The organism is Alloalcanivorax sp. C16-2, assembly GCF_046507615.1.
GTDB lineage: Bacteria > Pseudomonadota > Gammaproteobacteria > Pseudomonadales > Alcanivoracaceae > Alloalcanivorax > Alloalcanivorax marinus_A.
Genome location: NZ_JBKFTL010000001.1, coordinates 1,019,430 through 1,045,041 on the forward strand (window position 1 = coordinate 1,019,430; position 25,612 = coordinate 1,045,041).

Here is a 25,612-nt window from a genome sequence, read left to right on the forward strand (position 1 = left end):
GGGGTTATTTCCAGCCCGCCCGGTCCATCACCTTCACCGCCTCGGCGTTCAGTTCGCCGAGTTTCACCAGGGGCAGGTCGTCCTGCTTGAATTCACCCCAGGATTGCAGGCGCTCGCTTACCGGTACACCCGGGCGCACCGGGTATTCGTGGTTGGTTTCCGCGTACCATTGCTGGGATTCGTCGCTGACCAGGAACTCCAGCAGTTCCACCGCGTGGTCCGGGTTCGGGGCGTGGCTGGCGACGCCGGCGCCGGAGATGTTGACGTGGGTGCCCCGGCCATCCTGATTGGGCCAGAACACCGCCATGCGGTTGCCGATGTCACGGGTTTCGGCGTCTTCGGCGGCCTGCATCATGCCCAGATAGTAGGTGTTCACCACCGCCAGATCGCATTCGCCGGCGGCCACCGCCTTGATCTGGTCGCGGTCGCCGCCGACCGGGTCGCGGGCCAGGTTGGCCACCAGCCCCTCGGCCCACTCCTGGGTGTCCGCTTCGCCGTCATGGGCGATCAGGCTGGCCACCAGGGACTGGTTGTAGATGTTGTCCGAGGAGCGGATGCAGATGCGCTTGACCCATTGTTCGTCGGCCAGCGCCTCGTAGGTGGACAGGTTGGCCGGGTCCACCCGGTCGGGGGCGTAGGCGATCACCCGGGCGCGCACGGACAGGCCAAACCAGCGGCCTTCCGGCTCGCGCAGGGCCGGCGGCACCTGGCGGTCCAGCTCGTCGCTTTGGGTGGCGGTAAGCAGGCCTTCCCGCTGGGCCCGGTACAGGCGGCCGGCGTCGGTGGTGATCAGCAGATCGGCGGGGCTGTGTTCCCCTTCCGCCTTCATCCGTTCCACCAGGGCATCGGCGCTGCCGGTGATCAGGTTGACGGTAACGCCGCTTTGTTCACTGTAGCGGTCCAGCAGCGGTTTGATCAGGGCTTCCTTGCGGGCGGAGTAGACGTTCACTTCCTCGGTGGGGGAGCCGCAACCGGTCAGGACCAGGGTGGCGGAAAGGGCGGATGCAAGCAGACCAAAACGGCGCATAAAAAGCTTCTCCAGGCTGGAAACAACACGGCCCGGATAGAAGCATTAATGAGAATATTTATCAATCAAGGTACCGGACGTATCACAGGTCCGGAATCGACAGGCGCTCCACCACGGTACCGTTGTCCACGCTTTCCAGGTGCACCTCGAACCCCCACAGCCGGTAAAGGTGACGCAGCACCTCGCGGCTGCTTTTCTCGTCCAGGGGCCGGTGATGCTGGCGGATGTGCTGCAGGGTCAGGGAGCGGTCGCCGCGCACGTCGGCGTCGTACACCTGGATGTTGGGTTCCTGGATGCTCAGGTTGTACTGCTCGGAGAGCTTGTTGCGGATTATCTTGTAGCCGCGCTCGTCGTGGATGGCGTCGATTTCGATGTAGTCCCGTTCGTTGTCATCGAACAGGCTGAACAGCTTGAACTCGCGGATCAGCCGGGGTGAAAGGAACTGCTGAATGAAGCTCTCGTCCTTGAAGCTCTCCATGGCGAACTTGAGGGTGGCCAGCCAGTCGCTGCCGGCGATGTCCGGAAACCAGAGCCGGTCCTCGTCGGTGGGCCGCTCACAGATACGCCGGATGTCGGTGAACATGGCGAAGCCCAGCGCATAAGGGTTGATGCCGGAATAGTAGGGCGAGTCGAACGGCGGCTGATAGATGACCTGGCTGTGGTTTTGCAGAAATTCCAGCATGAAACCGTCACTTACCTGGCCATTGTCATACAGGTCGTGGAGCAGGGTGTAGTGCCAGAAGGTGGCCCAGCCCTCGTTCATGACCTTGGTCTGGCGCTGCGGATAAAAGTACTGTGCCATCTTGCGCACGATGCGGATCAACTCCCGCTGCCAGGGCTCCAGCAAGGGGGCGTTCTTTTCCAGGAAATAGAGCAGGTTTTCCTGCGGTTCCGCCGGATAGCGGAAATTGGGCTCGCGGCGCTGGGTGGCGGGCCGCAGGTCGGGGAACGTCTTCCACAGCTCGGAAACCTGCTGGCGCAGCACTTCCTCGCGCTCGCGCTGGCGGCGTTTCTCTTCCATGGCGGAAATCGGCGTGGGGCGTTTGTAGCGGTCCACGCCGTAGTTCATCAGGGCATGGCAGGAATCCAGGATTTCCTCCACGGCGGCGACCCCATGGCGCTGCTCGCATTCGGCGATGTAATGGCGCGCGAACACCAGGTAGTCGATGATCGCCGAGGCATCGGTCCAGGTCTTGAACAGATAGTTGCCCTTGAAGAAGGAATTATGGCCGTAGCTGGCGTGGGCGATCACCAGGGCCTGCATGGTGATGGTGTTCTCTTCCATCAGGTAGGCGATGCAGGGATTGGAATTGATCACGATCTCATAAGCGAGGCCCATCTGGCCGCGCCGGTAGCGGCCCTCCACCTCCACGAACTGCTTGCCGAATGACCAGTGGTTGTAGCCCACCGGCATGCCCACGGAGGAATAGGCGTCCATCATCTGCTCGGAGGAAATAACCTCGATCTGATTGGGGTAGGTATCCAGGCCGTACTTGCCATGGGCCAGCCCGGCGATGGCCCGGTCATAGCGGTCCAGGGTTTCGAAGTCCCAGTCGGACCCGGTGGACAGCAGTTTGCTCTCGGTCACGGTCATACCGCCTCCATCCGTTTTCTGAACAACTGGCGGAACACGGGATAGATGTCGCCCGGCGCGTCGATCTGCGCCATGGAGAAGAAATCGCCGTTGCGTTCCATCACGCCCTGGTATTGATCCCACAGGGCCTGGTGACTGCGTGGCATGACCTCCACGTAGGAAAAGTGCTGCATGCGTGGCAGCAATTCCTTTTCCAGCAGGCTGGCGCAGCCCGGTGAATCGTCGTTCCAGTTATCACCATCGGAGGCCTGGGCACCGTAGAGATTCCATTCGTCCACCGGATAGCGTTCCTTGATGATGTCCAGGGTCAGCTTGAGCGCGCTGGAGACAATGGTGCCGCCGGTCTCCCGGGAGTAGAAGAATTCCTCCTCGGTGACTTCCTTGGCGCTGGTGTGGTGGCGGATGAAGACCACCTCGGTGTGTTCATAGTTGCGCTGCAGGAAAAGATAAAGCAGCAGGAAGAAACGTTTGGCGAGATCCTTCATGTCCTGGTTCATGGAGCCGGACACATCCATGATGCAGAACATCACCGCCCGGCTCACCGGGCGCGGCACCTTGACGTGGTGGTTGTAACGCAGATCCACTTCGTCGAGGAACGGGATGCGTTCCAGACGCCGCTGCAGTTTGGCGATCTGCTCTTCCAGCTCCGCCAGCCGTTCCCGGCGTTGTGGGGACTGGTCCTGCTGCAGCAGTTCCTCGTGTTCCGCCTTGAGCGCGCGCAGCCGCTTGCGGCTGGCGGCGGACAGGGCGCGACGGCGCATGGAGGCCTGGCGCATGGAGCGCACGATGTTGACCTTGGCGGGGATGCCGTGGCTGACGATGCCGCCGTGGCGAAGGTGGAAACTGCGTGCGCCTTCCAGGTGACGCTTCACCAGATTAGGCAGCTCCAGGTCCTCGAACAGGAAGTTGAGAAATTCCCGGGGGTCGATCTGGAAGGCGAATTCATCCTCGCCGTCGCCGCTGTCGCCGGCCTGCTGCCCGCCGGCGCCGCCTTCGCCACCGGACGGTTTCTTGACGCGGTCACCCTGCTGGAATTCCTTGTTGCCCGGGTGCACCACATTGCGGCGACCGCCACTGCCGTGATGGAAGATCGGCTCGGACAGATCCTTCTGCGGGATGGTGATACGCTCGCCCTGTTCCATATCCTGGATCGAACGGCGACCCACCGCGTCGTTCACCGCCTCGCGGATGTGCCGCCGGTAGCGGTCCAGGAAGCGCTGCCGGTTGACGGTGCTCTTGTGTTTGCCGTTCAAACGCCGGTCGATGATGTAGCTCATGGGAGGAACCTCCTTATCGCGGCCGAGGCCGCTCCTACCGGGAGGGGTAGGAGCGGCCTCAGCCGCGATCACGCCACCTATTGGGCTTTACGCACGCGCAGATACCATTCGGAAAGCAGGCGCACCTGTTTCTCGGTGTAACCACGGTCCATCATGCGCTTGACGAAGTTGTCGTGTTTGCGACGGTCGTCCTCGCTGCCCTTGGGGTTGAAGGAGATCACCGGCAGCAACTCCTCGGTGTTGGAGAACATCTTCTTCTCGATCACGTCGCGCAGCTTCTGGTAGCTCATCCAGCTGGGGTTGCGGCCGTTGTTGTTGGCGCGGGCGCGCAGTACGAAGTTGACCACCTCGTTGCGGAAGTCCTTGGGGTTGGAGATACCCGCCGGTTTTTCGATTTTCTCCAGTTCCTCGTTGAGGGACTGGCGGTCGAAGATCTCGCCGGTATCCGGATCGCGGAACTCCTGGTCCTGTATCCAGAAATCCGCGTAGGTGACGTAACGGTCGAAGATGTTCTGGCCATATTCGGAGTAGGATTCCAGGTAGGCGGTCTGGATTTCCTTGCCGATGAATTCCACGTAATGGGGGACCAGATACTCCTTGATGAAGCGGCGATACTGATCCTGTTTTTCCTGGGGAAACTGCTCCTGCTCAATGCGCTGTTCGAGCACATGCATCAGGTGCACCGGGTTGGCGGCCACCTCGGAGTGGTCGAAGTTGAACACTTTGGAAAGAATCTTGAAGGCGAAGCGGGTGGACAGGCCGTCCATGCCTTCGTCGACGCCGGCCATGTCGCGGTATTCCTGAATCGACTTGGCGCGCGGGTCGATGTCCTTGAGGTTCTCGCCATCGTAAACGCGCATCTTGGAATAGATGCTGGAGTTTTCCGGTTCCTTGAGCCGGGTGAGCACCGAGAATTGCGCCAGCATGTGCAGGGTGTCCGGCGCGCAGTGGGCTTCGCGAAGGCTGGAGTTGCGCAGCAGCTTGTCGTAGATGAGCTGTTCCTCGGTGACGCGCAGGCAGTAGGGCACCTTGACGATGTAGACCCGGTCGATGAAGGCCTCGTTGTTCTTGTTGTTCTTGAAGGTCTGCCATTCCGATTCGTTGGAATGCGCCAGCACCATGCCCTCGAAGGGAATCGCGCCCATGTGCTCGGTGCCGTTGTAATTCCCCTCCTGGGTGGCGGTGAGCAGCGGGTGCAGCACCTTGATCGGTGCCTTGAACATTTCCACGAATTCCAGCAGCCCCTGATTGGCCCGGCACAGCCCGCCGGAGAAGGCGTAGGCGTCCGGATCTTCCTGGGCGAAGTCCTCCAGTTTTCGGATGTCCACCTTGCCCACCAGGGAAGAGATGTCCTGGTTGTTCTCATCGCCGGGTTCGGTCTTCGCCACCGCCACCTGATCCAGGATCGACGGGTAGCGGCGGACCACCCGGAAGCGGCTCAGATCGCCGCCGTATTCCTTGAGACGTTTCACCGCCCAGGGCGACATGATGCTGTTCACATAGCGCCGCGGGATGCCGTATTCCTCTTCCAGAATGGGGCCGTCTTCTTCCGGGTCGAACAGGCACAGCGGCGACTCGTTCACCGGTGAATCCTTGATGGCGTAGAACGGCACCTTTTGCATCAATGCCTTGAGCTTCTCCGCCAGCGACGATTTGCCGCCGCCCACCGGGCCGAGCAGATAGAGAATCTGTTTCTTTTCCTCCAGGCCCTGGGCGGCGTGGCGGTAGTAGCTGACGATGTTCTCGATTACGTCCTCCAGGCCGTAGAACTCGCTGAAGGCCGGATAGCGCCGGATCATTTTGTTGGAAAATATCCGGGAGAGGCGCGGGTCCTTGGAGGTATCCACCAGCTCCGGTTCACCGATCGCCATCAACATGCGCTCGGCGGCCGAGGCGTAGACGCTGGGGTCGCTCTTGCACAGGGCGAGGTAATCCTCCAGGGACATTTCATCTTCCTGGGTGGCGTCGAACCGGGCCTGATAGTGGTGGAGAATACTCATGCCTTACTCCCTCCTGACGGTACGAAATCGGGAAAGCGATACGAATGCCATGCCAGTTTCGTTCCAACTTCCCCGGAGCGGGTATTTTTCCGTGGGCGTGAAAGCGGTTGGGGAGCGGGAAACGAGGTGGCGGAAAGAATTAAAGCGGGCCCGTGCCGTCCGGAGGCGGCGTGAAAAGCCGAAGCCTGGGTCCGCGCATAATTCATCGGGGTACTCCCGGCCGGCGCCCTTGGCGCCGACGTGATAATGGGGTCGAGCAATGCGGGCGGATTCGAAACGCGGGTGTCGTCGCGAATCACTCTGCCGACTAGCATGGCGCTAAAACGAGCGCCAAGTCAAAAGCAAAAAACGAACGAACGTTGAAAAAAATTCTGTTTTTTGTTTATCCGATAAACGGTGTAAACAACACGTCGAGAGGAGGAGGCCCGGCGTGCATGCCGGGCGTTTCGGGGGCTTTACGGCGCCGTGGAAGCGCCGCAATCGCAATGGAAACGAGCGCCATCGTCCAGGCGCAGGGCGGTCAGGGTGCCGCCCCAGACACAGCCGGTATCCAGGGCTTCGACGCCGGCCACGCCGGTGTGGCCTTTCAGCGCCGCCCAGTGGCCGAACAGCACCATGAGCCCGCGCTCCAGGCGGTCCGGGTGCTCGAACCAGGGCATGAAGCCCGCCGGGGGCTGGTCCGCTTCGCCCTTGGTGGTCAGGTCCAGGTCGCCCTGGCGGTTGACGAAGCGCATGCGCGTGAAATAGTTGGTGATTACCCGCCAGCGGGCTGCTCCGCTGAGGTCGTCGCGCCAACCGGCGGGCTCATTGCCATACATTTCCTGGAAGAATATGCCCGCGCTGGCCGGGTCCGCCAGTACCCGGGTGATTTCCGCCGCCCGCTCACGGGCCTGCTCCAGGGTCCACAGCGGCGGCAGGCCGGCGTGGGTCATCACCGCGTTGAACGCGGGGGCTTCCACCAGCAAGGGCTGGCGTTGCAGCCAGCCGAGGAGGGTGTCGCGGTCCGCCGCGTCCAGGATCGGTCGCAGGGTGTCCTTGTTCTTGACCGTGGCGTGGCCGTGGGCCACCGCCAGCAGGTGCAGATCATGGTTGCCCAGTACCACTTGCACATTGTCGCGCAGCTCATGGACCCGGCGCAGGGTGCCCAGGGAATCCGGGCCCCGGTTGACCAGGTCGCCGGCCAGCAGCAGCCGGTCCCGGTCCGGGTTGAAGCCGATGCGCGACAGCAGGGCGTCGAACGGGGCCAGGCAGCCCTGCAGATCGCCGATTGCGTAGGTGCTCATGGCGTGTTTCCTCGATTCCGTACGGTCCGGTTTAGTGCAGGGCGCGCGGTACCGCCAGGGTGAAGGCGGGAATGTCGGCGTCGAAACAGGTGCCGTCCTCGGCCAGCATCTGGTAGCTGCCGTGCATGGTGCCCACCTCGGTCTCCAGCACGGCGCCGCTGGAGTACTGAAACTCCTGACCCGGCGCGATGCTGGGCTGCTCGCCAACCACGCCCTCGCCGTGCACCTCCCGGGTGCGTTCCTCGCCATCGGTGATCACCCAGTGCCGGGTCAGCAGCCGGGCGGTCATGTCGCCCCGGTTATGGATGCGGATGTGGTAGGCGAACACCCAGCGCTGATTCTCTTCATCGCTCTGATCCGCCAGGTATTCGGTTTCCACGGATACCTGGATACGGTAGGGGTTGTCGTCCACGGCGGTCATCGGGACTCCTTCTTGTTCGCTGTGTCGGTGGCGCCGCCGCTGGCATTGGCCAGGGCCACGTAGTCCGCCACCGTGAGGTGATCGGGGCGCAATCCGGCATCGATGCCGGTGGTCGTGAAGATTTCGGCGGCGACCAGGGATTTCAGGCTGTTGCGGATCGCCTTGCGCCGCTGGCTGAACGCCTGGGCCACCAGTCGCGCCAGCCAGGCCGGATCGTCGGCGGGCCAGGGGGGCACGCGGTAGGGCGTCAGCCGCACCACGGCGGAATCCACCCGGGGCGGCGGTCGGAAAGCGCCCGGCGGCACGAAGAACAGGTAATCCGCCTGGCAATGGTACTGCACCATCACCGACAGCCGGCCATAGTCCTTGCCGCCCGGGGCGGCGGTGAGCCGGTCCACCACTTCCTTCTGCAGCATGAAGGTCATGTCGGCGATGGTGCCGGCCTGGTCCAGCAGGTGGAAGATCAGCGGCGTTGAGATGTTGTAGGGCAGGTTGCCCACCACCCGCAGCGGGCCGTCGCCGGCCAAGGCCGCGAAATCGAAACGCAGGGCGTCGCTCTCATGGATGGTCAGCCGCTCCGGGGCGATGCGCTCGCGCAGCAGGGCGATCAGGTCGCGATCCAGCTCCACCACCTGCAGATGATGCACCTCATCGAGCAAAGGATAGGTGAGCGCCCCCTGGCCAGGGCCGATTTCCACCAGCGTCTCGCCGTCCCGGGGCGCGACGCTGCGAACCAGGCGGTCGATGATGGCCGGATCATGGAGGAAATGCTGGCCGAAGCGCTTGCGCGCGCGATGTTCGCTCATAACGCGGCCTCCGTGCCGGCGCGCCGGGCCAGATCGGCCGCCAGGGCGGTGGCGGCGCGCAGGCTGCCGGCCCGGGCGCGGCCACTGCCGGCCAGATCGAAGGCGGTGCCATGATCCACGGAGGTGCGAATGAACGGCAGCCCCAGGGTCACGTTCACCGCCTCGCCAAAGCCGGCGTACTTGAGCACCGGCAGGCCCTGATCGTGGTACATGGCCAGCACCGCGTCGTGGCGTTCCAGCAGCTCCGGCTGGAAGGCGGTGTCCGCCGGCACCGGGCCGGTCAGGTCGAAGCCCTCGCCGCGCAGGTGCTCCAGGGTGGGGATGATGATGTCCAGCTCCTCGCGGCCCAGGTGGCCGCCCTCGCCGGCGTGGGGGTTCAGCCCCAGCACCAGGATGCGCGGCCGCGGCAGGGCGAATTTGGCGCGCAGGTCGTCGCGCAGAATGGTCAGCACCCGGCTCAGGGTGGTGTCGGTGATGGCCTCCGGTACGCGTGCCAGGGGCAGGTGGGTGGTGGCCAGGGCAACGCGGAGATCGCCGGCGGCCAGCATCATCACCACCTGGTCCACGCCGGCGCGCTCGGCCAGGAATTCCGTGTGGCCGGTGAACGTCGGGTCGGCGCTTTCGCAAATCACATTCTTGGCCACCGGCGCGGTGACCATGGCGGCGAAAGTGCCGTCCAGGCAGCCGTCGGCGGCACGCTTGAGCATGTTCAGGGTACCGGCGCCGGTGGCCGGGTCCGGCCGGCCGGCGTGAACCGGGGCCCCGGCCGGGCAGTGCCACAGGGCGGCGCCGGCGGGCGGCGGCTCGCCGGGAGCCCAGTCGGGCAGGGTGACCTCCAGGCCCAGGGCGGCGGCACGCGCGTTCAGCACGTCGCGGTCGCCCAGGATCACCAGCGATGGCGGCGCATCCCCGGCGGCCAGCGCCAGCGCCAGCGCCAGGTCCGGGCCGATGCCGGCAGGGTCGCCGCTGGTCAGGGCCAGGGGGCGGCTCATGCGTCCTCGTCGAGGCGGATGTCCACGTAGGCCTCCGCGCGCTGCTCCTGCAGCCAGGTTTGCAGCTCCTCGTCGAAGCGGCGCTTCTGCAGTGCCTGGCGGGCCTGGAGATCGCGGTAGCGGTCGCTCATGTCGGTATCGCGGGTTTCCTCTACCTCCAGGAAGTGCCAGCCGAACTGGGTCTGGAATACCGGCGAGAGTTGATCCTCCGGGGTCTCCGTCATCATCTGCTCGAATTCCGGCACCATCTCGCCCGGAGTCACCCAGCCCAGCTCGCCGCCCTCGCGGGCGCTGCCGGGGTCGTCGGAGTAGCGCTCGGCGGCGTCGGCGAAGCTCAACTTGCCGCTGGCCACCTCGTCGTGAACGCGGTTGATTTCCTGGCGGGCCTCGGCCTCGGTGGTGAGGGTGTCGGCGCGCACCAGCACATGGCGAACCCGATACTGGGTGACCACCTTGGCGGCGCCGCCACGGCGGTCGATCATCTTGAGAATGTGGAAGCCGGCGCCGGAGCGCAGCGGTTCGCTGATCTCACCCTTCTGCATGTCGATGGCGGCGTCGGCGAACAGACTCGGCCACTGGGCCGCCTCGCGCCAGCCCAGGTCGCCGCCTTCCAGCGCCTGGGGGCCGTCGGATTCGGCCACCGCGGTTTCCGAGAAGTCGGCGCCGCCACGCAGGCGCGCCACCAGATCCAGGGCCTTGTCCTTGGCCTGGCTGACCTGTTCCGGGCTGGCGCCGCCGGGCACCTTGACCAGGATGTGGCCGAGGTGGAAATCGGCCTGGAACATGCGTTTGCCGGTCTCCGACTGCAGGAAGCGCTCCACTTCCCGGTCGGTGATGCGGATGCGCGAGGCCACGCTGCGTTGCTGCAGCCGGGAGATCACCATTTCATTGCGGATCTGCTCGCGGAACTGGGTCCAGTCGTAGCCGTCGCCGCGCAGGGCCTCTGAGAATTGCGGCAGAGTCATGTTGTTCTGTCGGGCGATGCCCTCCAGGGCCTGGTTAAGGGCGGCGTCATCCACGCGGATGCCGGCGCGCTCGGCCATTTGCAGCTGCACGCGCTCGAGAATCATGCGGTCGAGCACCTGCTCCTGCATGACATTGAGCGGCGGCATCGGGCGATTGTCGGCGCGGAACTGGGCGGCGATGTCGTCGACGCGGGCGTCCAGCTCGCTTTGCATGATGACACCGTCATTGACCACGGCCACGATGCGGTCCAGCGGCTGCATGTCGGCCCGGGCGCCCAGGGAGAGCAACAAGGTGCTCAGCAACAGGGTGCCCAGTAGCCTGGCCACCAGGGTTTTCCTAATCATACTCGCTCCTGTATCCGGGAATGCTGCGTTCCAGCAGGGTGTCCACCCGGCCGCCGAAGCCGCCCAGCCCGGTCATTTGAATCTGCATTAATACCGTGGAGTCGCCTTCCAGGGTGCCGTCGCCGTTGTCGTCGGCGAGTTCCCGCTGGCTGAGCAGACGAATCTTCCAGCAGCAGTTGCGCCATTCGGCGCCCGCCAGGGTTTCCAGGGTGCGCTGGTTCTCCATGTCGTAGAGCCAGCGCCCGATCAGCCGCCAGTTGTCGTGGATCGGCAGGATGGTGGCGATCTCCGACTGGCGGATGTCTTCCTGGGGTAGATCGTGGAAGCCCAGATTGAAGATACGGCGCTCCCGGTCGGTGTACCCCAGCCGCAGGGAGGAACGCTGGCGCTCGTTGGCGTGCGTGTCCCACTGGCCTTCGGAATAGAGGTACCAATCGTGCCCAAAGTTCCAGCGCATGTCCGCCACCAGCGGCGTCTGGTCGGCGTCGTCCGGGTCGGCGCCGTCCAGTTGCACCTTGCGTTCGCCGCTGTAATAGCCCTGGCCCATGCGCAGCCGCAGTTGCTCGCGACCGTCGTCGTCGCGCAGGAAGCGGCTGGTCACGCCGAGCGCTATTTTTTGCTCGTCGCCGATGCGATCGTAGCCGATGAAGCGGTTTTCCCGGAACAGGGTGTTATAGGAGAAGGTCAACTCGCCGGCGTCGAAATCCGGCAGGTCGTCCTGTTGTTCGTAGGCCACCTTGTTGATGAATACACGGGGCTCCAGGGTCTGGGTATAGCCGCGTCCGAACAGGCTGGTGCCGCGCTCCATGAACAACCCGGAATCCAGGCTGGCGCCCCAGGTGGTGAGAGTGGGGTCGACGCCGCTGTCCTCCGCGTTGTCCAGCTGGTAGCGGGTGTGATAAAGCCGGGCGCGTGGCTCCACGTAGCCCCATGGCTTTTCGAGCCGGGCGCTCAGGCCCGGTGCCAGGTGTACCCGGGCGCCGGTGGGGTTGCTGCTGGTGTCGTTGTCGGAGCGATCGAAGGCGGTCACGTCGCTCAGCCACAGGCCGCGCACCGGGCCCAGCAGGCGCGGGTCGCCGGAAAGCTGCAGCTGTGGCAGGCGCCGGTAGGGTTCCTGATCGTCCGGCAGGGTCGGGTCGATGGTCTGCCAGGACTGCAGACGCCCCAGTATCTGCCAGTGACGACCGAAATAGCGCGCCTCGCCGAGCCGTGGCAGGTGGGTCTGGGAGCTCACTTCCAGACCGGTGTCCAGGTCCTTGAAATAGAAGTCGTCGGATACGTAATTGACGTCGGCGGTGAGCTGCCAGCGCTGGATCGAGCCGCTGTGTTGCCAGCCGGCTACTTCCCGGTTTTCATCGTTGAACTGGCGGTCGCTGAACAGCACGCCGTAGCTCACCTGGCCCAGCCCGAAGCGGTTCAGGTAGCGGAACTCGGTTTCCAGGCCGCTGCCGCGACCGTCGATGTAGCGCGGCGCCACGGTGGCGTCCATCTGCGGGTGCAGATTGATGTACACCGGCTGGGTAATGTCGAGACCGCCGCTGTCGCTGCTGGAGATGGTCGGGAACAGCATCCCGGTCTTGCGCCGGTCGTCGATGGGGAAGGTGATCCAGGGCAGCCAGATCAGGGGCACGCCCTTGACCTTGAGGGTCACGTCGCGGGCCTCGCCCCAGCCCTTGCCACGGTCCAGCCGGATCTGCCGGCCCTTGAGCTGCCAGCCGTTGGAGTCCGGCGCGCAGGTGGTGTAGGTGCCGTGGTCCACGGTGATGAACTGATCCACCACGTCGATGTAATCGGCGGTGCCCCGGGCGCTCGGGCCGAACAGGGCGTAGCGTACCCGGTCCAGGCTCGCCTCGCGGCGGTCGGTCTGACCACTCATGCCGTCCGCCAGGAAGGTGAACTGGTCGGTCTCCAGGCGCAGGGCGCTGTTCACCTGAAACTTGCCGCTGGACTGGTCGAGCAGGGCGGATTGGGTGGTCAGCCGCCGACCGGGCTCCTCGATGAGCACGTCGCCGCCCATCTCGATCAGGCCGTCCTGGGTCAGGCTGGTGTTGTCCGCGGTGATGATGGTGTCGCTGCGCTCGGCGGGCATCCCCACGCGGGGGTTGTAATAGATGCCGCTGCACCACACGGGAATCGGGCGCTGTTGCACCGGGGGCAGGGCGTCCATGGTTTCCCGGTCGACCCAGTTGAGGTCGTCGTCGGCGCCGGCGACGCCGGCCAGGGTCAGGGCCAGGCCGGCTAAAAACGATGGTTTGGGCAGTGGCATCGGCTGCTCGGAACAGGTAAAAAGGCCGTTTCGGAATCCCCGACCGCGTCCATGATGGCGCTCGCCCTGCCGGTGGGGCCGGCGTTGTCGTGGCGGTACGGGTTTTCAGTCGAATCGCGGCAGTGTAATGGATTGAAGGTGGCAATGCAGCCAGAGAAGGGTAATGAGGATTCCCGGCGCGTGGCGCTGGACCAATGGGTAAGCGACTGGCTGGGCGCGCCGGTGGCCGGGGAGCCGGCCTCCGCCGACGCCAGCTTTCGCCGTTATTTCCGCTACCGGCACGGTGGCCGTTCCCTGGTGGCCATGGACGCGCCCCCCGAGCAGGAGGATTGCCGGCCCTTCATCGACGTGGCCAAACGGCTGGCCGCGGCCGGCGTGAATGTGCCGGAGGTTCTGCATCGCGACCTTGAGCGCGGCTTCCTGCTGCTTAGCGACATGGGCACGGAAACCTGGCTCACCGCCCTGGACGACGGCAACGCGGACGCCTGGTTCTCCGCCGCCCTGGACGCGCTGATCGCCCAGCAGCGTCACGCCGACGCCGCCGGCTTGCCGTTGTATGACCGGGCCTTGCTGCGCCGGGAGCTGGACCTGTTCCGCGACTGGTACCTGGACCGCCACCGTGGGCTGGCCCCGGGCGGCGACCGGGGACGCCGGCTGGAGGCCGTGTTCGAGACCCTGATCGAGGCGGCCCTGGGCCAGCCCCGGGTGTTCGTGCACCGCGACTTCATGCCGCGCAACCTGATGGTCAGCGATCCCAACCCGGGGGTGATCGATTTCCAGGACGCGGTGCACGGGCCGATCAGCTACGACCCGATCTGCCTGTTCAAGGATGCCTTCCTGAGCTGGCCGGAGGACCGTGTGCTGGCCTGGCTGCGGGTTTACCACGGGCGTGCCCGTGACGCCGGCCTGCCGGTGCCGGAGGCGTTCGACGAACTGCTGCGCTGGTGCGACCTGATGGGCGCTCAGCGCCATCTCAAGGTGATCGGCATTTTTGCCCGCATTCACCACCGGGATGGCAAGCCCAAGTATCTGCAGGACGCACCGCGCTTCTTCGCCTACCTGCGCGCCGTGATCGCCCGGCGCCCGGAGCTGGCGGACCTGGGCCGGCTGCTGGATGAATGGCAATGCCCGTGACCGTGGCGCCCCGGGCGATGATTCTCGCCGCCGGTTACGGCAAGCGCATGCGTCCGCTCACCGACCGCACCCCCAAGCCGCTGCTGGAAGCCGGCGGCCGGCCGCTGATCCAGTACCACATCGAGGCCCTGCGCGATGCCGGCGTGGGCGACATCGTGATCAACACCGGCTGGCTGGGCGAGCAACTGCCGGCGCGGCTTGGTGACGGCGAGGCCCTGGGCGTGCGCCTGCACTGGTCCCACGAGGGCGCCCCGCTGGAGACCGCCGGCGGCGTTCGCCGTGCCCTGCCATTGTTGGGGCCGGCGCCCTTTATCCTGGTCAACGGCGACATCTGGACCGATTACGACTTCCGCCACCTGGGGCCCTTGGCCGAGGGCGACGATGCCCATCTGGTGCTGGTGGACAACCCACCGCACAATCCGGGCGGGGATTTCCATTTAACAGGCAAGGGCCGGGTAAGCGATAATGCGGAGCCCCGGCTTACCTACCCCGGCATCGCGCTGCTGCGCCCGGCGCTGTTCGAACGCCTGGAAGAGGGCGAGCGGCGGCTGGCGCCGGTGCTGCGCGCGGCCATGGCGGCGGGGCGGGTGAGCGGCGAGCACCACCGGGGCCACTGGTGGGACATTGGCACGCCCGAGCGCCTCGCCGAGTTGGACCGTTTCCTGGCCGGTCGCCGCCCCTGAGCCACCCATCGAGGACAACACTTCATGGCCAAACAGACTCCCTGGATCGCGCCCTCCATTCTCGCCGCGGATTTCGCCCGCCTGGGCGAGGAATGCGACGCGGTGCTCGCCGCCGGCGCCGACGTGATCCACTTCGACGTGATGGACAACCATTACGTGCCCAACCTGACCATCGGCCCGATGGTCTGCAAGGCGCTGCGTCAGCACGGCATCACCGCGCCCATCGACGTGCATCTGATGGTCAGCCCGGTGGACGATCTGATCGGCATGTTCGCCGACGCCGGCGCCTCCATGATCACCTTTCACCCGGAAGCCTCCCGCCACGTGGACCGCTCCCTGCAACTGATCCGCGACGCCGACTGTCAGGCCGGCCTGGTGCTCAACCCGGCCACCTCGCCGGATTGCCTTGAATACGTTATCGACAAGCTGGACATGATCCTGCTGATGAGCGTGAATCCGGGCTTCGGCGGTCAGAAATTCATCCCCGGCACCCTCAAGAAGATCGAGCGGGTGCGCCGTCTGATCGACGACAGCGGCCGCGACATCCGTCTGGAAGTGGATGGCGGTGTCTCCGAGAATAACATCGGCGAGGTGGCCGCCGCCGGCGCCGACACTTTCGTGGCCGGCTCCGCCATCTTTGGCAAGGACGACTACCGCGCGGTGATCGACGCCATGCGCGCGGCGCTGCCCTCGGCATGAAGGCGCCGGGCGGCGGGGCCGGGCTCGGGCTGCTGGTGTTGATTGCCCTGCTGGCCGGCTGCGCCAGCCGTCCCATGCCCGCCGTGGAGAGTCGCGACGCCGGTGGCGAGCCGCCGCCGTTGCTGCGCGACGACGTGCCGGTGGGCGATACCGCCTCGCCGGTGTTGCCGCTGTTGCGTGAGCAGGCCGACGCCTGGCGGGGGGTGCCCTACCGGCTGGGCGGCACCGACCGGCGCGGGGTGGATTGCTCCGCCTTCGTGCAGATTACCTTCCAGTCCCGGTTGGGCGTGGAGGTGCCGCGCACCACCGAGCAACTGGCCCGGGAGGGCCGGCGCGTGCCCCGGGACGATCTGGCGCCCGGTGATCTGGTGTTCTTCAAGACCGGCTTTCGCCAACGCCATGTGGGCATCTACATGGGCGGCGACCGCTTCCTGCACGCATCCACCAGCCGTGGCGTCATGACCTCGTCGCTGAACAACGTTTACTGGCGGCGTCATTACTGGAAGGCGCGGCGCCTGGACCTCACGGAGCCGCCGTCGGCGGTGTCGCTTTCGGACGAATCACGGTAGATTACGTCACTGTTTTTTATTCGATGACGTTTGACTGACCGGGAGTTTGTCCATGAGCGCTGATCTCGCGCCGTTGTTCCGCCCCTTTGAGTGCAAGTCCCTGAAGCTGCGCAACCGCGTGGCCATGGCCCCCATGACCCGTAATTTCTCGCCCGGCCAGGTGCCTGGCGAGAACGTGGCCGGCTATTACCGGCGCCGGGCCGAGGGCCAGGTGGGTCTGCTGATCACCGAAGGTACCACCATCAATCACCCGGGCGCGCCGGGCCATGACGCGGTGCCCGCTTTCCACGGCGAGGCGGCGCTGGCCGGCTGGAAGCGCGTGGTGGAGCAGGTGCACGGCGCCGGCGGCGCCATCATTCCCCAGCTCTGGCACGTGGGCGGCACCCGCCGGCCCGGCGTGGGTCCCGACAAGGACGCCCCCGCCTATTCGCCGTCCGGCCTGTTCAAGCCCGGCAAGCCCAATGGCAAGGCCATGGATCAGGCGGACATCGACGACGTGATCCGCGCCTTCGCCGACGGCGCCCGGGACGCCAAGGCGCTGGGCTTCGACGGGGTGGAGATCCACGGCGCCCATGGTTACCTGCTGGATCAGTTCTTCTGGGAGGGCACCAACCAGCGTGACGACCAGTACGGCGGCTCCCTGGAGAACCGGGCCCGCTTCGGCGTTGAGGTGGTGCGCGCGGTGCGGGAGGCGGTGGGCGAGGACTTCGCGATCGTGCTGCGTTATTCCCAGTGGAAGCAGCAGGATTACGAGGCGCGCCTGGCGCATACGCCGGAGGAGCTGGAGCGTTTCCTGGCGCTGTTCGTGGAGGCCGGGGTGGACATTTTTCATGCGTCCACGCGCCGTTTCTGGGTGCCGGAATTCGAGGGTTCCGATCTGAACCTGGCGGGCTGGACCAAAAAGCTCACCGGCAAGCCGGCGATTTCCGTGGGCAGCGTGGGGCTGGATGATGATTTCATCGGCGCCAACAATCAGGGCATTGGCGGTACCGCCAACCACAAGGGCGTGGAGGAGCTGGTGCGGCGCATGGCCGCCGATGAGTTTGATCTGATCGCCGTGGGGCGGGCGTTGCTGCAGGACCCGAACTGGCTGGTGAAGCTGCGCGAGGACGACACCGAACATATGGAGCCGTTCACCAAGGCCGCCCTCGGGTCGTTGAGCTGAGCCACGGAGTCTCTGACGGGCTTGCTTTCCATCGGGGCCGCGCCTCGTCATGGTTCCCCTTCCGGGAACGCCATGAATCGCGGCTGAAGCCGCTCCTGCGGCGGTCTTTATCGCAGTGACAAAAAAGGCGGCGGGGGTACTCCCTCGCCGCCTTTTTCGTGTGCGCCCTTTGCCTGGCGCTGTCCGGTCAGGGCTCGCCGGTTTCCAGGCGGCGGTTGATGCGCAGGGCCAGCAGGGTGCAGATCACGCCGGAGAGCAGGTAGACGCTGACGTAGGCAAGGCCGAATTTGGCCGATAGCCCCAGGGCCACCAGGGGCGCGAAGGCGGCGCCGAACAGCCAGGCGAAGTCGGAGGTGAGGGCGGCGCCGGTGTAGCGGAAGCGGCGTTCGAAGTTGGCGGTCACGGTGCCGGAGGCCTGGCCGTAGGACACGCCCAGCAGGGCGAAGCCGATCAGGATGAACAGGTCCTGCTGCAGCGGCGAGCCGTCCATCAGCATCGGCGTGAACAGGCTGAACACGCCAATCAGCACCGCCAGGGTGGCTACCGTGGTGCGTTTGCCGATGCGGTCGGCGATCCAGCCGGAGAACACCGTTCCGCCCATGCCGATCAGGGCGCCGACGATCTGGATCGCCAGCACGTTGCTGATCGCCTGGGTGTCGCCCAGGTTGATCCAGGACAACGGGAAGATGGTCACCATGTGGAACAATGCATAACTGGCGAGGGCGGCGAAGGAGCCGATGAAGATGTTGTAGCCCTGCTTGCGCAGCATTTCCCGGGTGCCCAGGGGCTCCAGTTCACGCTCTTCCAGGGCCTCGGTGTATTCGTGGGTCACCACCAGCCGCAGCCGGGCGAACAGGGCCACCACGTTGATGGCGAAGGCGACGAAGAACGGGTAGCGCCAGCCCCAGCCCAGGAAGTCGCTGCTGGCCAGGCTGGAGAACAGGAACAGGAACAGGGCGCTGGCCACCAGGAAGCCGATCGGCGCGCCAAGCTGGCCGAGCATGGCGTACCAGCTGCGCCGCTCGCGGGGGGCGTTCAGCGCCAGCAGTGAGGGCAGGCCATCCCAGGAGCCGCCCAGCGCCACGCCCTGCAGGATGCGGAACAGCGCCAGGAGCAGGATCGAGAAGCCGCCCAGGGTCTCGTAGCCGGGCAGGAAGGCGATGCCGGCGGTGGCGGTGCCGAGCAGGAACAGCGAGGTGGTGAGTTTGACGCTGCGGTCCCAGCGCCGCTGGATGTTCATGAACAGGGCGGTGCCGAAAGGGCGGGCGATGAACGCGAAGGAGAACACCACGAAGGAATAGAGCGTGCCGTCGAGCCGGTCGGCGAAGGGGAAGAATACCGACGGGAACACCAGCACCGAGGCGATGCCGTAGACGAAGAAGTCGAAGTATTCGGAGGTGCGGCCAACCACTACCCCCACGGCGATTTCGCCGGGCGCCACGCTGGCGCGGTCCGCGGCGGGCCCCCGGGGGGCGTCGGTCAGAGCTGGTTCGTAGGTGCTGGACATGATCCGGTCTCGCTGCGTGCTGGTTTATTGGAATATATTGAGAGTATGCTGGCCCCGGCGGCGAAGTAAATCCAGCCCCCGTACGGTGCACCGTATCATTATTGTCGCGCGTGCGAAGTCTCGCCTGAAACGCGCGCCGCCGCCATGGGACAAAATGTCCAATTCCCGCCGGCCTTCACGGCGGGTAGAGTGCGCCGCACCCTGGGCCACGTCTGTATGATCCGGCAATGCATCTATTCAAGTTTTTGCGTTTAATCCCCGTCCTGATCGCCGCCGCCCTGATGAGTGGCTGTGACCTGGTGTTGATGTCGCCGTCCGGCGATATCGCCGCCCAGCAGCGCGACCTGATTCTCTGGGCCACCTTCCTGATGTTGCTGGTGATCGTGCCGGTGATCATCCTCACCCTGGTGTTCGCCTTCCGTTACCGGGCGGGCAGGAACGCCACCTACAAGCCCGACTGGGACCATTCCACGGTTCTGGAACTGGTGATCTGGGGCGCGCCCCTGATGATCATCATCGCGCTGGGCGCCATGACCTGGGTGAGCACCCACAAGCTCGACCCCTACCGTCCGCTGGAGCGTATCGACGCCAACCGGCCGGTGCCGGAGGGCGTGGAGCCGCTGGTCATCGAGGTGGTGTCACTGGATTGGAAATGGCTGTTCTTCTATCCGGAACAGAACGTGGCGGTGGTCAACGAACTGGCCGCCCCGGTGGACCGGCCGATCCGCTTCAAGATCACCTCCGAAGGCGCCATGAACTCGTTCTTCATTCCGGCGCTGGCGGGGCAGATCTATTCCATGGCCGGCATGGAAACCAAGCTGCACGCGGTGATCAATGAGGTCGGCGTGTACGACGGTTTCTCCGCCAACTACAGCGGCGCCGGTTTCTCGGATATGCGCTTTAAGTTCCACGGCCTCAGCGATGAGGACTTCGATGCCTGGATCGCCAAGGTCAAGGCCAGCCCCAACACGCTGACCCGCGACGTTTATCGCGAGCTTGAGCAACCCAGCCAGGCCAATCCGGTCACCTACTACGCCAGCGCGGACGAGACGCTCTACCACGACATTCTCAACCGTTGCCTGGAGTCCGGTGACGTCTGCATGGACGAAATGATGGCCTTCACGGAACTGGGCCTGACCATGTGCATCGCCGGTGATCCCCGTGATCGCGAAGCCGGTAGCGAGAAAGAGGTGCGCGAACTTCTGGATCTGACCATGGCCGGTGACAACGGCCGGTCCATCAATCAGTAAACGCTTCCAGCGTCGGTATACGAAATGTCTGAATTGGATCTGACAAAGTTGATCTTCGGTCGCCTCACTCTGGAGTCGATCCCGTATCACGAGCCCATTCTGATCGTGACCTTCGTGATGGTGGCCCTCGGTGGCCTGGCCTTGCTGGGGTTCATCACCTACAAGAAGGCATGGGGCTATTTGTGGAGCGAGTGGTTCACCAGCATCGACCACAAGAAAATCGGCATCATGTACATGGTGCTGGCCATCGTCATGCTGCTGCGCGGCTTCTCCGATGCCATCCTGATGCGCATCCAGCAGGCCTGGGCGGTCGGTGACGCCGCCGGCTATCTGCCGCCGGACCACTACGACCAGATCTTCACCGCCCATGGCGTGATCATGATCTTCTTCGTCGCCATGCCGATGATCACCGGCATCATGAACTATGTGGTGCCGTTGCAGATCGGTGCCCGCGACGTGGCCTTCCCGTTCCTCAACAACTTCAGCTTCTGGATGACCACCAGCGGCGCGGTGCTGGTGATGGCGTCCCTGTTCGTGGGGGAATTCGCCAAGACCGGCTGGCTTGCCTATCCACCGGTGTCGGGCATCATAAAGAGCCCCGGCGTCGGCGTAGACTATTACATATGGTCGCTACAGCTGGCCGGGGTGGGCACCTTGCTATCGGGGGTCAACCTGCTGGTCACCATCGTCAAGATGCGGGCCCCGGGTATGTCGCTGATGCGCATGCCGGTGTTCTCCTGGACCGCCCTGTGCACCAACGTGCTGATCGTGGCCGCCTTCCCGGTGCTGACCGCCGTGCTCGCCATGCTGGCCCTGGATCGTTATCTCGGTACCGCCTTTTTTACCAGCGATCTGGGCGGCAACGTGATGATGTACATCAACCTGATCTGGATTTGGGGTCACCCGGAAGTGTACATCCTGGTGCTGCCCGCGTTCGGCGTGTTCTCCGAGATCGTCTCCACCTTCTCGCGCAAGCGCCTGTTCGGCTATGCCTCCATGGTTTACGCCACCGTGGTGATCACCGTGCTGTCCTACCTGGTATGGCTGCACCATTTCTTCACCATGGGCTCCGGGCCGACGGTGAACTCGTTCTTCGGCATCACCACCATGATCATCTCGATCCCCACCGGGGCGAAGGTGTTCAACTGGCTGTTCACCATGTATCGCGGTCGCATCGAGATGGAAGTGCCGATGCTGTGGACCCTGGGCTTCATCATCACCTTCGTGATCGGTGGCATGACCGGGGTGCTGCTGGCGGTGCCGCCGGCGGACTTCGTGTTGCACAACAGTCTGTTCCTGGTGGCGCATTTCCATAACGTGATCATTGGTGGTGTGCTGTTCGGCATGTTCGCCGGCATCACCTACTGGTATCCGAAGGCGTTCGGTTACAAGCTGGACCCGTTCTGGGGCAAGATGTCCTTCTGGTTCTGGACCATCGGTTTCTATTTCGCCTTCATGCCGCTCTACGTGCTCGGCCTGATGGGCGTGACCCGGCGCATGAACCACTTCGACGATCCGTCCGTGCAGATCTGGTTCATCATCGCCGCCTTCGGGGCCTTCCTGATCGCCATCGGCATCGCCAGCTTCCTGATCCAACTGGTGGTCAGCTACCGTCGCCGCGACGAACTGCGCGACGAAACCGGCGACCCCTGGCACGGTCGCACCCTGGAGTGGTCCACCTCCTCGCCGCCGCCTTACTACAACTTTGCCTTCACGCCGCGCGTGCACGATATGGATGCCTGGTGGCAGATGAAGGAACACGGCTACAAGCGGCCCGAGGAAGGCTTCCTGCCGATCCACATGCCCAAGAACACCGGCGCCGGGATCATTCTGGCGGGCATCGCCACGGTGCTGGGCTTCGCGTTGATCTGGCACATGTGGCTGCTGGCGGGCATCAGCTTCCTGGCCCTGCTGGCGGTGGCCATCGGTCATACCTTCAACTATGACCGCGACTATCACATTCCGGCCGACGAAGTGGCCGGGATCGAGGCGAACCGTACACGGATGCTTGCGAACCATGTCTGAGACCACGCACGACACCCTGGCCGGTAACGCGGAGCGCGGCGAGCCGCTGCAGTTCCACGAGACCACCGAGCATCATCCGGAGACCGGCACTCTGCTGGGCTTCTGGATCTACCTGATGAGCGACTGTCTGATCTTCGCCAGCCTGTTCGCCACCTACGGCGTACTGGGGCGCAGCTACGCGGACGGCCCCACCGGCATGGAGCTGTTCGACCTGCCGCTGGTGGCGATGAACACCAGTCTGCTGCTGCTGTCGTCGATCACCTATGGCTTCGCCATGCTCAGAATGCAGGCCAATCACCTGCGCGGCACCATGGTCTGGCTGGCGATCACCGGCCTGCTCGGCGCCGGCTTCCTGGGCCTGGAGCTGTATGAGTTCAACCACCTGATCCACGAGGGCGCGGGCCCCTGGCGCAGCGGCTTCCTGAGCTCTTTCTTTGGCCTGGTCGGCACCCACGGTCTGCACGTGCTGTTCGGCATCGTGTGGCTGGTGACCCTGCTGTTCCAGCTCAAGAAGCATGGTCTGATTCCGGAGAACCAGCGCCGCCTGTTCTGCCTGTCCATGTTCTGGCATTTCCTGGACGTGGTCTGGATCGGCGTCTTCACCTTCGTATATCTGATGGGAGTGCTGCCATGAGTGGGTCCAACGATCATCACGGCGGGGACATGCCGCACAGCACCTTCAAGGGTTACATGACCGGTTTCGTGCTGTCGGTGATTCTCACCGCCATCCCGTTCTGGCTGGTGATGGCCGACGTGATCAAGGACACCGGCATGACCGCCCTGGTGATCCTCGGTTTCGCGGCGGTGCAGATTGTCGTGCACATGATTTATTTCCTGCACATGAACTTCCAGTCCGAGGGTGGCTGGAACATGCTGGCGCTGATCTTTACCTCGGTGATCGTCTTCATCGCCCTGGCCGGCTCGTTGTGGGTGATGTACCACCTCAACGTGAACATGATGCCCGGCTTGATGAAGGAGTATGGCTAACCACGGCCGCGGCGCTCCGGTGAGCGCCCGCCGCTGGGTGGCGAGGGGGTTCTGGGGCCTGTTGGCCCTGGGCGCCTTCGTCGGATTTCTGGCTCTGGGGCAGTGGCAGGTGGAGCGCCGCGCCTGGAAGCTGGATCTGATCCAGCGCGTTGATGAGCGGGTCCACGCGGACCCGCTGGCCGCGCCCCGGCCGATGGACTGGGACGGCGTCAACGAGGACCGCGACGAATACCGTCCGGTGCGCCTGCGCGGTACCTACCTGCACGACCGCGATACCCTGGTTCAGGCCGCCACCCGCCTGGGCAGCGGCTATTGGGTGATGACCCCTCTGCGCCGTGACGACGGTACCCTGGTGCTGATCAACCGGGGTTTCGTGGCCGGCCGCGACGCCGATTACGCGCGCCCGCAAGGGCCGGTCAACGTCACCGGTCTGCTGCGTCTCAGCCAGCCCGGTGGCGGCTTCCTGCGTGACAACGAGCCCGCCGCCGACCGCTGGTATTCCCGTGACGTGGCCGCCATCGCCGAGGCCCGAGGACTGGCGCCAGTGGCGCCCTACTTCGTGGACGTCACCGGCGACCCGGACGCCGCCCCCGAAGCCGGCCCGGTGCCGGGCCTCACGGTGATCGAGTTCCACAACAATCATCTGGTCTACGCCATTACCTGGTATATCCTCGCCCTGATGGTGGCCGCCGGCGCGCTCTATACCGCGCGTCAGGAGTTCCGGCCCGGGGACCAGGGAGACGACGACCATGAGCACACCGGCTCACACTGATCACGACGGCACCGGCCGCAAGAACATGCAGCAGTTGATCCAGCTGCGCTGGATCGCGGTGCTCGGCCAGATCGGCACCATCCTGGTGGCCCACCTGGTGTTCAAGGTGGCGCTGCCGATGCATTACATGCTGGCGGTGCTGGCCGGCCTGGTGGTTTTCAACGGCGTCAGCATGCTGCGCCTGAAGCTGGTGCGCCGGGATGTCAGCAATGGCGAGCTGTTCCTGGCATTGCTGGTGGACGTGGCCACCCTGACCTTGCAGCTGGGGCTCAGCGGCGGCGCCACCAATCCCTTTATTTTTCTTTATTTGCTGCAGGTGGTGCTGGCGGCGGTGTTGCTTGAGGCCTGGTCCACCTGGGCCATCGTGCTGATCACCGCGGCCTGTTTTGTCTCATTGGAATTCGCCGGACGCCCGCTCACCCTGCCGCCGGATTATGAGCGTGGTCCGTTCAGCCTCTACATTCAGGGCATGTTGATCTGCTTCGTGCTCAACGCCGTGCTGCTGGTGGTATTCATCTCGCGCATTACCCGCAACCGCCGCGAGCGCGACGAGCGGCTGGCGGACCTGCGCCAGCGCGCCGCGGAGGAGGAGCACATCGTGCGCATGGGGCTGCTCGCCTCCGGCGCCGCCCATGAACTGGGCACCCCGCTGTCCACCCTGGCGGTGATCCTCGGTGACTGGAAGCATATGCCGGTGTTAAAGAACGACCCGGACCTGCGCCAGGAAATCGGCGAGATGCAGACCCAGGTACAGCGCTGCAAATCCATCGTCAGCGGTATTCTGCTGTCCGCCGGCGAGGCGCGCGGCGAGTCCTCCGAGGAAACCACGGTGCACGCCTTCCTCAACGACATCGTCGAGGAGTGGCGCGGCAGCCGGCCGGTGAATACCTTCTCGTTCCACGATCGTTTCGGCGACGACGTGGACATTGTGTCCGATTCGGCCATCAAGCAGAGCCTTTATAATATGCTCGACAACGCCCTGGAGGCGGCCCGCGAGCGTGTCACCTTGACCGTGCGCCGTGACGGCGACGCCCTGGTGCTGGCGGTCAGCGACGACGGCCCCGGCTTCAGCGACGCCATGTTGACCCGCCTGGGACGACCCTATCAGTCCACCAAGGGGCGCCCGGGCAGCGGCCTGGGCCTGTTCCTGGTGGTCAACGTGGCGCGTACCCTGGGTGGTGGCGTGCGCGCCCACAACCGGCCCCAGGGCGGCGCCGAGGTGGTGCTGACCCTGCCGCTGGCGGCGATCATGCTGGAAGACGAGCAGGAAGGAGAACCCTGATGAGTGGCGATACCGGTCTCGCCGAGGATGCCCGGCGGTTGCTGATCGTCGAGGATGACGCCGCTCTGGCGCGCACCCTGGGCCGTTCCTTCGAGCGGCGCGGCTACGCGGTGCGGTCCCTGGAAGGCATGGACGGGCTGGCGGAAACCCTGGCCGACTACCGGCCCGGCTACGCGGTGGTGGACCTCAAGCTCAAGGGCGACGCCTCCGGCCTGACCTGCGTGCAGGCCCTCCACGACCATGACCCGGAGATGCTGATCGTGGTGCTCACCGGTTACGCCAGCATCGCCACCGCGGTGGAGGCGATCAAGCTGGGCGCCTGCCATTACCTGGCCAAGCCCTCCAACACCGATGACATCGAAGCCGCCTTCGAGCGCGCCGACGGCAGCACCGAGGTGGCGGTGGAAGGCCGGCCCACCTCCATCAAGACCCTGGAATGGGAGCGCATCCACCAGACCCTGGCGGAAACCGGCTTCAATATTTCCGAAACCGCCCGCCGCCTGGGCATGCACCGCCGCACCCTGGCCCGCAAGCTGGGCAAGCGCCAGATCAAATAATCCGCC

23 protein-coding genes are annotated in these 25,612 nt (G+C 64.9%); 12 read left to right on the forward strand and 11 right to left on the reverse strand.

Annotated elements, in window-relative coordinates; all coding sequences use genetic code 11:
• Nucleotides 1-4: 4 nt before the first annotated feature.
• The 10 genes from ACLD02_RS04840 to ACLD02_RS04885 form a co-directional block, all read right to left on the reverse strand.
• Complete coding sequence (locus ACLD02_RS04840) at nucleotides 5-1,027, reverse strand: Fe(3+) ABC transporter substrate-binding protein (protein WP_410298074.1); 1,023 nt, start codon at nucleotides 1,025-1,027, stop codon at nucleotides 5-7.
• A gap of 82 nt (nucleotides 1,028-1,109) precedes the next feature.
• Complete coding sequence (locus ACLD02_RS04845) at nucleotides 1,110-2,621, reverse strand: SpoVR family protein (protein ID WP_203102749.1); 1,512 nt, start codon at nucleotides 2,619-2,621, stop codon at nucleotides 1,110-1,112.
• Complete coding sequence (locus ACLD02_RS04850) at nucleotides 2,618-3,898, reverse strand: YeaH/YhbH family protein (protein ID WP_203102747.1); 1,281 nt, start codon at nucleotides 3,896-3,898, stop codon at nucleotides 2,618-2,620. The genes ACLD02_RS04845 and ACLD02_RS04850 overlap by 4 nt, the downstream gene beginning before the upstream one ends.
• Nucleotides 3,899-3,975: 77 nt before the next feature.
• Nucleotides 3,976-5,898: a PrkA family serine protein kinase gene (locus tag ACLD02_RS04855; RefSeq protein ID WP_410298075.1), complete on the reverse strand. Its 1,923-nt coding sequence runs from the start codon at nucleotides 5,896-5,898 to the stop codon at nucleotides 3,976-3,978.
• A gap of 455 nt (nucleotides 5,899-6,353) precedes the next feature.
• The gene (locus ACLD02_RS04860; protein ID WP_410298076.1) at nucleotides 6,354-7,181 is read right to left on the reverse strand and encodes a symmetrical bis(5'-nucleosyl)-tetraphosphatase; all 828 of its coding nucleotides are present in this window, start codon (nucleotides 7,179-7,181) and stop codon (nucleotides 6,354-6,356) included.
• A gap of 31 nt (nucleotides 7,182-7,212) precedes the next feature.
• Nucleotides 7,213-7,602, reverse strand: a complete 390-nt coding sequence (apaG, locus tag ACLD02_RS04865) for a Co2+/Mg2+ efflux protein ApaG (RefSeq protein WP_238400932.1) — start codon at nucleotides 7,600-7,602, stop codon at nucleotides 7,213-7,215.
• Nucleotides 7,599-8,408, reverse strand: coding sequence for a 16S rRNA (adenine(1518)-N(6)/adenine(1519)-N(6))-dimethyltransferase RsmA (rsmA, locus tag ACLD02_RS04870; protein WP_410298077.1), 810 nt, complete (start codon nucleotides 8,406-8,408; stop codon nucleotides 7,599-7,601). Before rsmA ends, apaG begins: the two co-directional genes overlap by 4 nt.
• Nucleotides 8,405-9,400, reverse strand: a complete 996-nt coding sequence (gene pdxA, locus ACLD02_RS04875) for a 4-hydroxythreonine-4-phosphate dehydrogenase PdxA (protein ID WP_410298078.1) — start codon at nucleotides 9,398-9,400, stop codon at nucleotides 8,405-8,407. The genes rsmA and pdxA overlap by 4 nt, the downstream gene beginning before the upstream one ends.
• Nucleotides 9,397-10,710: a peptidylprolyl isomerase gene (locus ACLD02_RS04880; RefSeq protein ID WP_410298079.1), complete on the reverse strand. Its 1,314-nt coding sequence runs from the start codon at nucleotides 10,708-10,710 to the stop codon at nucleotides 9,397-9,399. The genes pdxA and ACLD02_RS04880 overlap by 4 nt, the downstream gene beginning before the upstream one ends.
• Nucleotides 10,703-12,976, reverse strand: coding sequence for an LPS-assembly protein LptD (locus tag ACLD02_RS04885; protein WP_203102735.1), 2,274 nt, complete (start codon nucleotides 12,974-12,976; stop codon nucleotides 10,703-10,705). Before ACLD02_RS04885 ends, ACLD02_RS04880 begins: the two co-directional genes overlap by 8 nt.
• A gap of 144 nt (nucleotides 12,977-13,120) precedes the next feature.
• On the opposite strand from ACLD02_RS04885, the gene ACLD02_RS04890 reads away from it, so the two are divergent.
• The 5 genes from ACLD02_RS04890 to ACLD02_RS04910 are packed head-to-tail and all read left to right on the forward strand — an operon-like array spanning nucleotide 13,121 to nucleotide 17,226.
• Nucleotides 13,121-14,110: an aminoglycoside phosphotransferase family protein gene (locus ACLD02_RS04890; RefSeq protein ID WP_410298080.1), complete on the forward strand. Its 990-nt coding sequence runs from the start codon at nucleotides 13,121-13,123 to the stop codon at nucleotides 14,108-14,110.
• Entirely contained in the window at nucleotides 14,101-14,793 is a 693-nt protein-coding gene (gene murU, locus ACLD02_RS04895; protein WP_238400931.1) for an N-acetylmuramate alpha-1-phosphate uridylyltransferase MurU, read from the forward strand. The genes ACLD02_RS04890 and murU overlap by 10 nt, the downstream gene beginning before the upstream one ends.
• 24 nt (nucleotides 14,794-14,817) lie before the next feature.
• Nucleotides 14,818-15,492, forward strand: a complete 675-nt coding sequence (gene rpe, locus ACLD02_RS04900) for a ribulose-phosphate 3-epimerase (RefSeq protein ID WP_410298081.1) — start codon at nucleotides 14,818-14,820, stop codon at nucleotides 15,490-15,492.
• A complete protein-coding gene (locus tag ACLD02_RS04905) occupies nucleotides 15,489-16,061 on the forward strand; it encodes an NlpC/P60 family protein (protein ID WP_410298082.1) in 573 nt (190 codons plus the stop codon). The genes rpe and ACLD02_RS04905 overlap by 4 nt, the downstream gene beginning before the upstream one ends.
• 52 nt (nucleotides 16,062-16,113) lie before the next feature.
• Nucleotides 16,114-17,226 carry an NADH:flavin oxidoreductase gene (locus ACLD02_RS04910; RefSeq protein ID WP_410298083.1) on the forward strand — a complete coding sequence of 371 codons (1,113 nt, stop codon included), beginning with the start codon at nucleotides 16,114-16,116 and terminating at the stop codon, nucleotides 17,224-17,226.
• A 187-nt stretch (nucleotides 17,227-17,413) separates the two neighbouring features.
• On the opposite strand, the gene ACLD02_RS04915 is transcribed toward ACLD02_RS04910, so the two are convergent.
• Nucleotides 17,414-18,733, reverse strand: coding sequence for an MFS transporter (locus tag ACLD02_RS04915; RefSeq protein WP_203102726.1), 1,320 nt, complete (start codon nucleotides 18,731-18,733; stop codon nucleotides 17,414-17,416).
• Nucleotides 18,734-18,960: 227 nt separating this feature from the next.
• Here ACLD02_RS04915 and cyoA point away from each other — a divergent pair, with 227 nt between their 5' ends.
• The 7 genes from cyoA to ACLD02_RS04950 are packed head-to-tail and all read left to right on the forward strand — an operon-like array spanning nucleotide 18,961 to nucleotide 25,606.
• The gene (gene cyoA, locus ACLD02_RS04920; protein WP_410298084.1) at nucleotides 18,961-19,983 is read left to right on the forward strand and encodes a ubiquinol oxidase subunit II; all 1,023 of its coding nucleotides are present in this window, start codon (nucleotides 18,961-18,963) and stop codon (nucleotides 19,981-19,983) included.
• Between the two features lie 24 nt (nucleotides 19,984-20,007).
• On the forward strand, nucleotides 20,008-22,008 hold the full coding sequence (cyoB, locus tag ACLD02_RS04925) for a cytochrome o ubiquinol oxidase subunit I (protein ID WP_238400930.1): 2,001 nt from the start codon (nucleotides 20,008-20,010) through the stop codon (nucleotides 22,006-22,008).
• The gene (gene cyoC, locus ACLD02_RS04930; RefSeq protein ID WP_203102723.1) at nucleotides 22,001-22,642 is read left to right on the forward strand and encodes a cytochrome o ubiquinol oxidase subunit III; all 642 of its coding nucleotides are present in this window, start codon (nucleotides 22,001-22,003) and stop codon (nucleotides 22,640-22,642) included. Before cyoB ends, cyoC begins: the two co-directional genes overlap by 8 nt.
• The gene (gene cyoD / locus ACLD02_RS04935; RefSeq protein WP_203102721.1) at nucleotides 22,639-22,995 is read left to right on the forward strand and encodes a cytochrome o ubiquinol oxidase subunit IV; all 357 of its coding nucleotides are present in this window, start codon (nucleotides 22,639-22,641) and stop codon (nucleotides 22,993-22,995) included. Before cyoC ends, cyoD begins: the two co-directional genes overlap by 4 nt.
• Complete coding sequence (locus ACLD02_RS04940; RefSeq protein WP_410298085.1) at nucleotides 22,988-23,767, forward strand: SURF1 family protein; 780 nt, start codon at nucleotides 22,988-22,990, stop codon at nucleotides 23,765-23,767. The genes cyoD and ACLD02_RS04940 overlap by 8 nt, the downstream gene beginning before the upstream one ends.
• Nucleotides 23,745-25,049: an ATP-binding protein gene (locus ACLD02_RS04945; protein WP_410298086.1), complete on the forward strand. Its 1,305-nt coding sequence runs from the start codon at nucleotides 23,745-23,747 to the stop codon at nucleotides 25,047-25,049. The genes ACLD02_RS04940 and ACLD02_RS04945 overlap by 23 nt, the downstream gene beginning before the upstream one ends.
• Nucleotides 25,049-25,606, forward strand: coding sequence for a response regulator transcription factor (locus ACLD02_RS04950; protein WP_203102715.1), 558 nt, complete (start codon nucleotides 25,049-25,051; stop codon nucleotides 25,604-25,606). The genes ACLD02_RS04945 and ACLD02_RS04950 overlap by 1 nt, the downstream gene beginning before the upstream one ends.
• Nucleotides 25,607-25,612 lie beyond the last annotated feature (6 nt).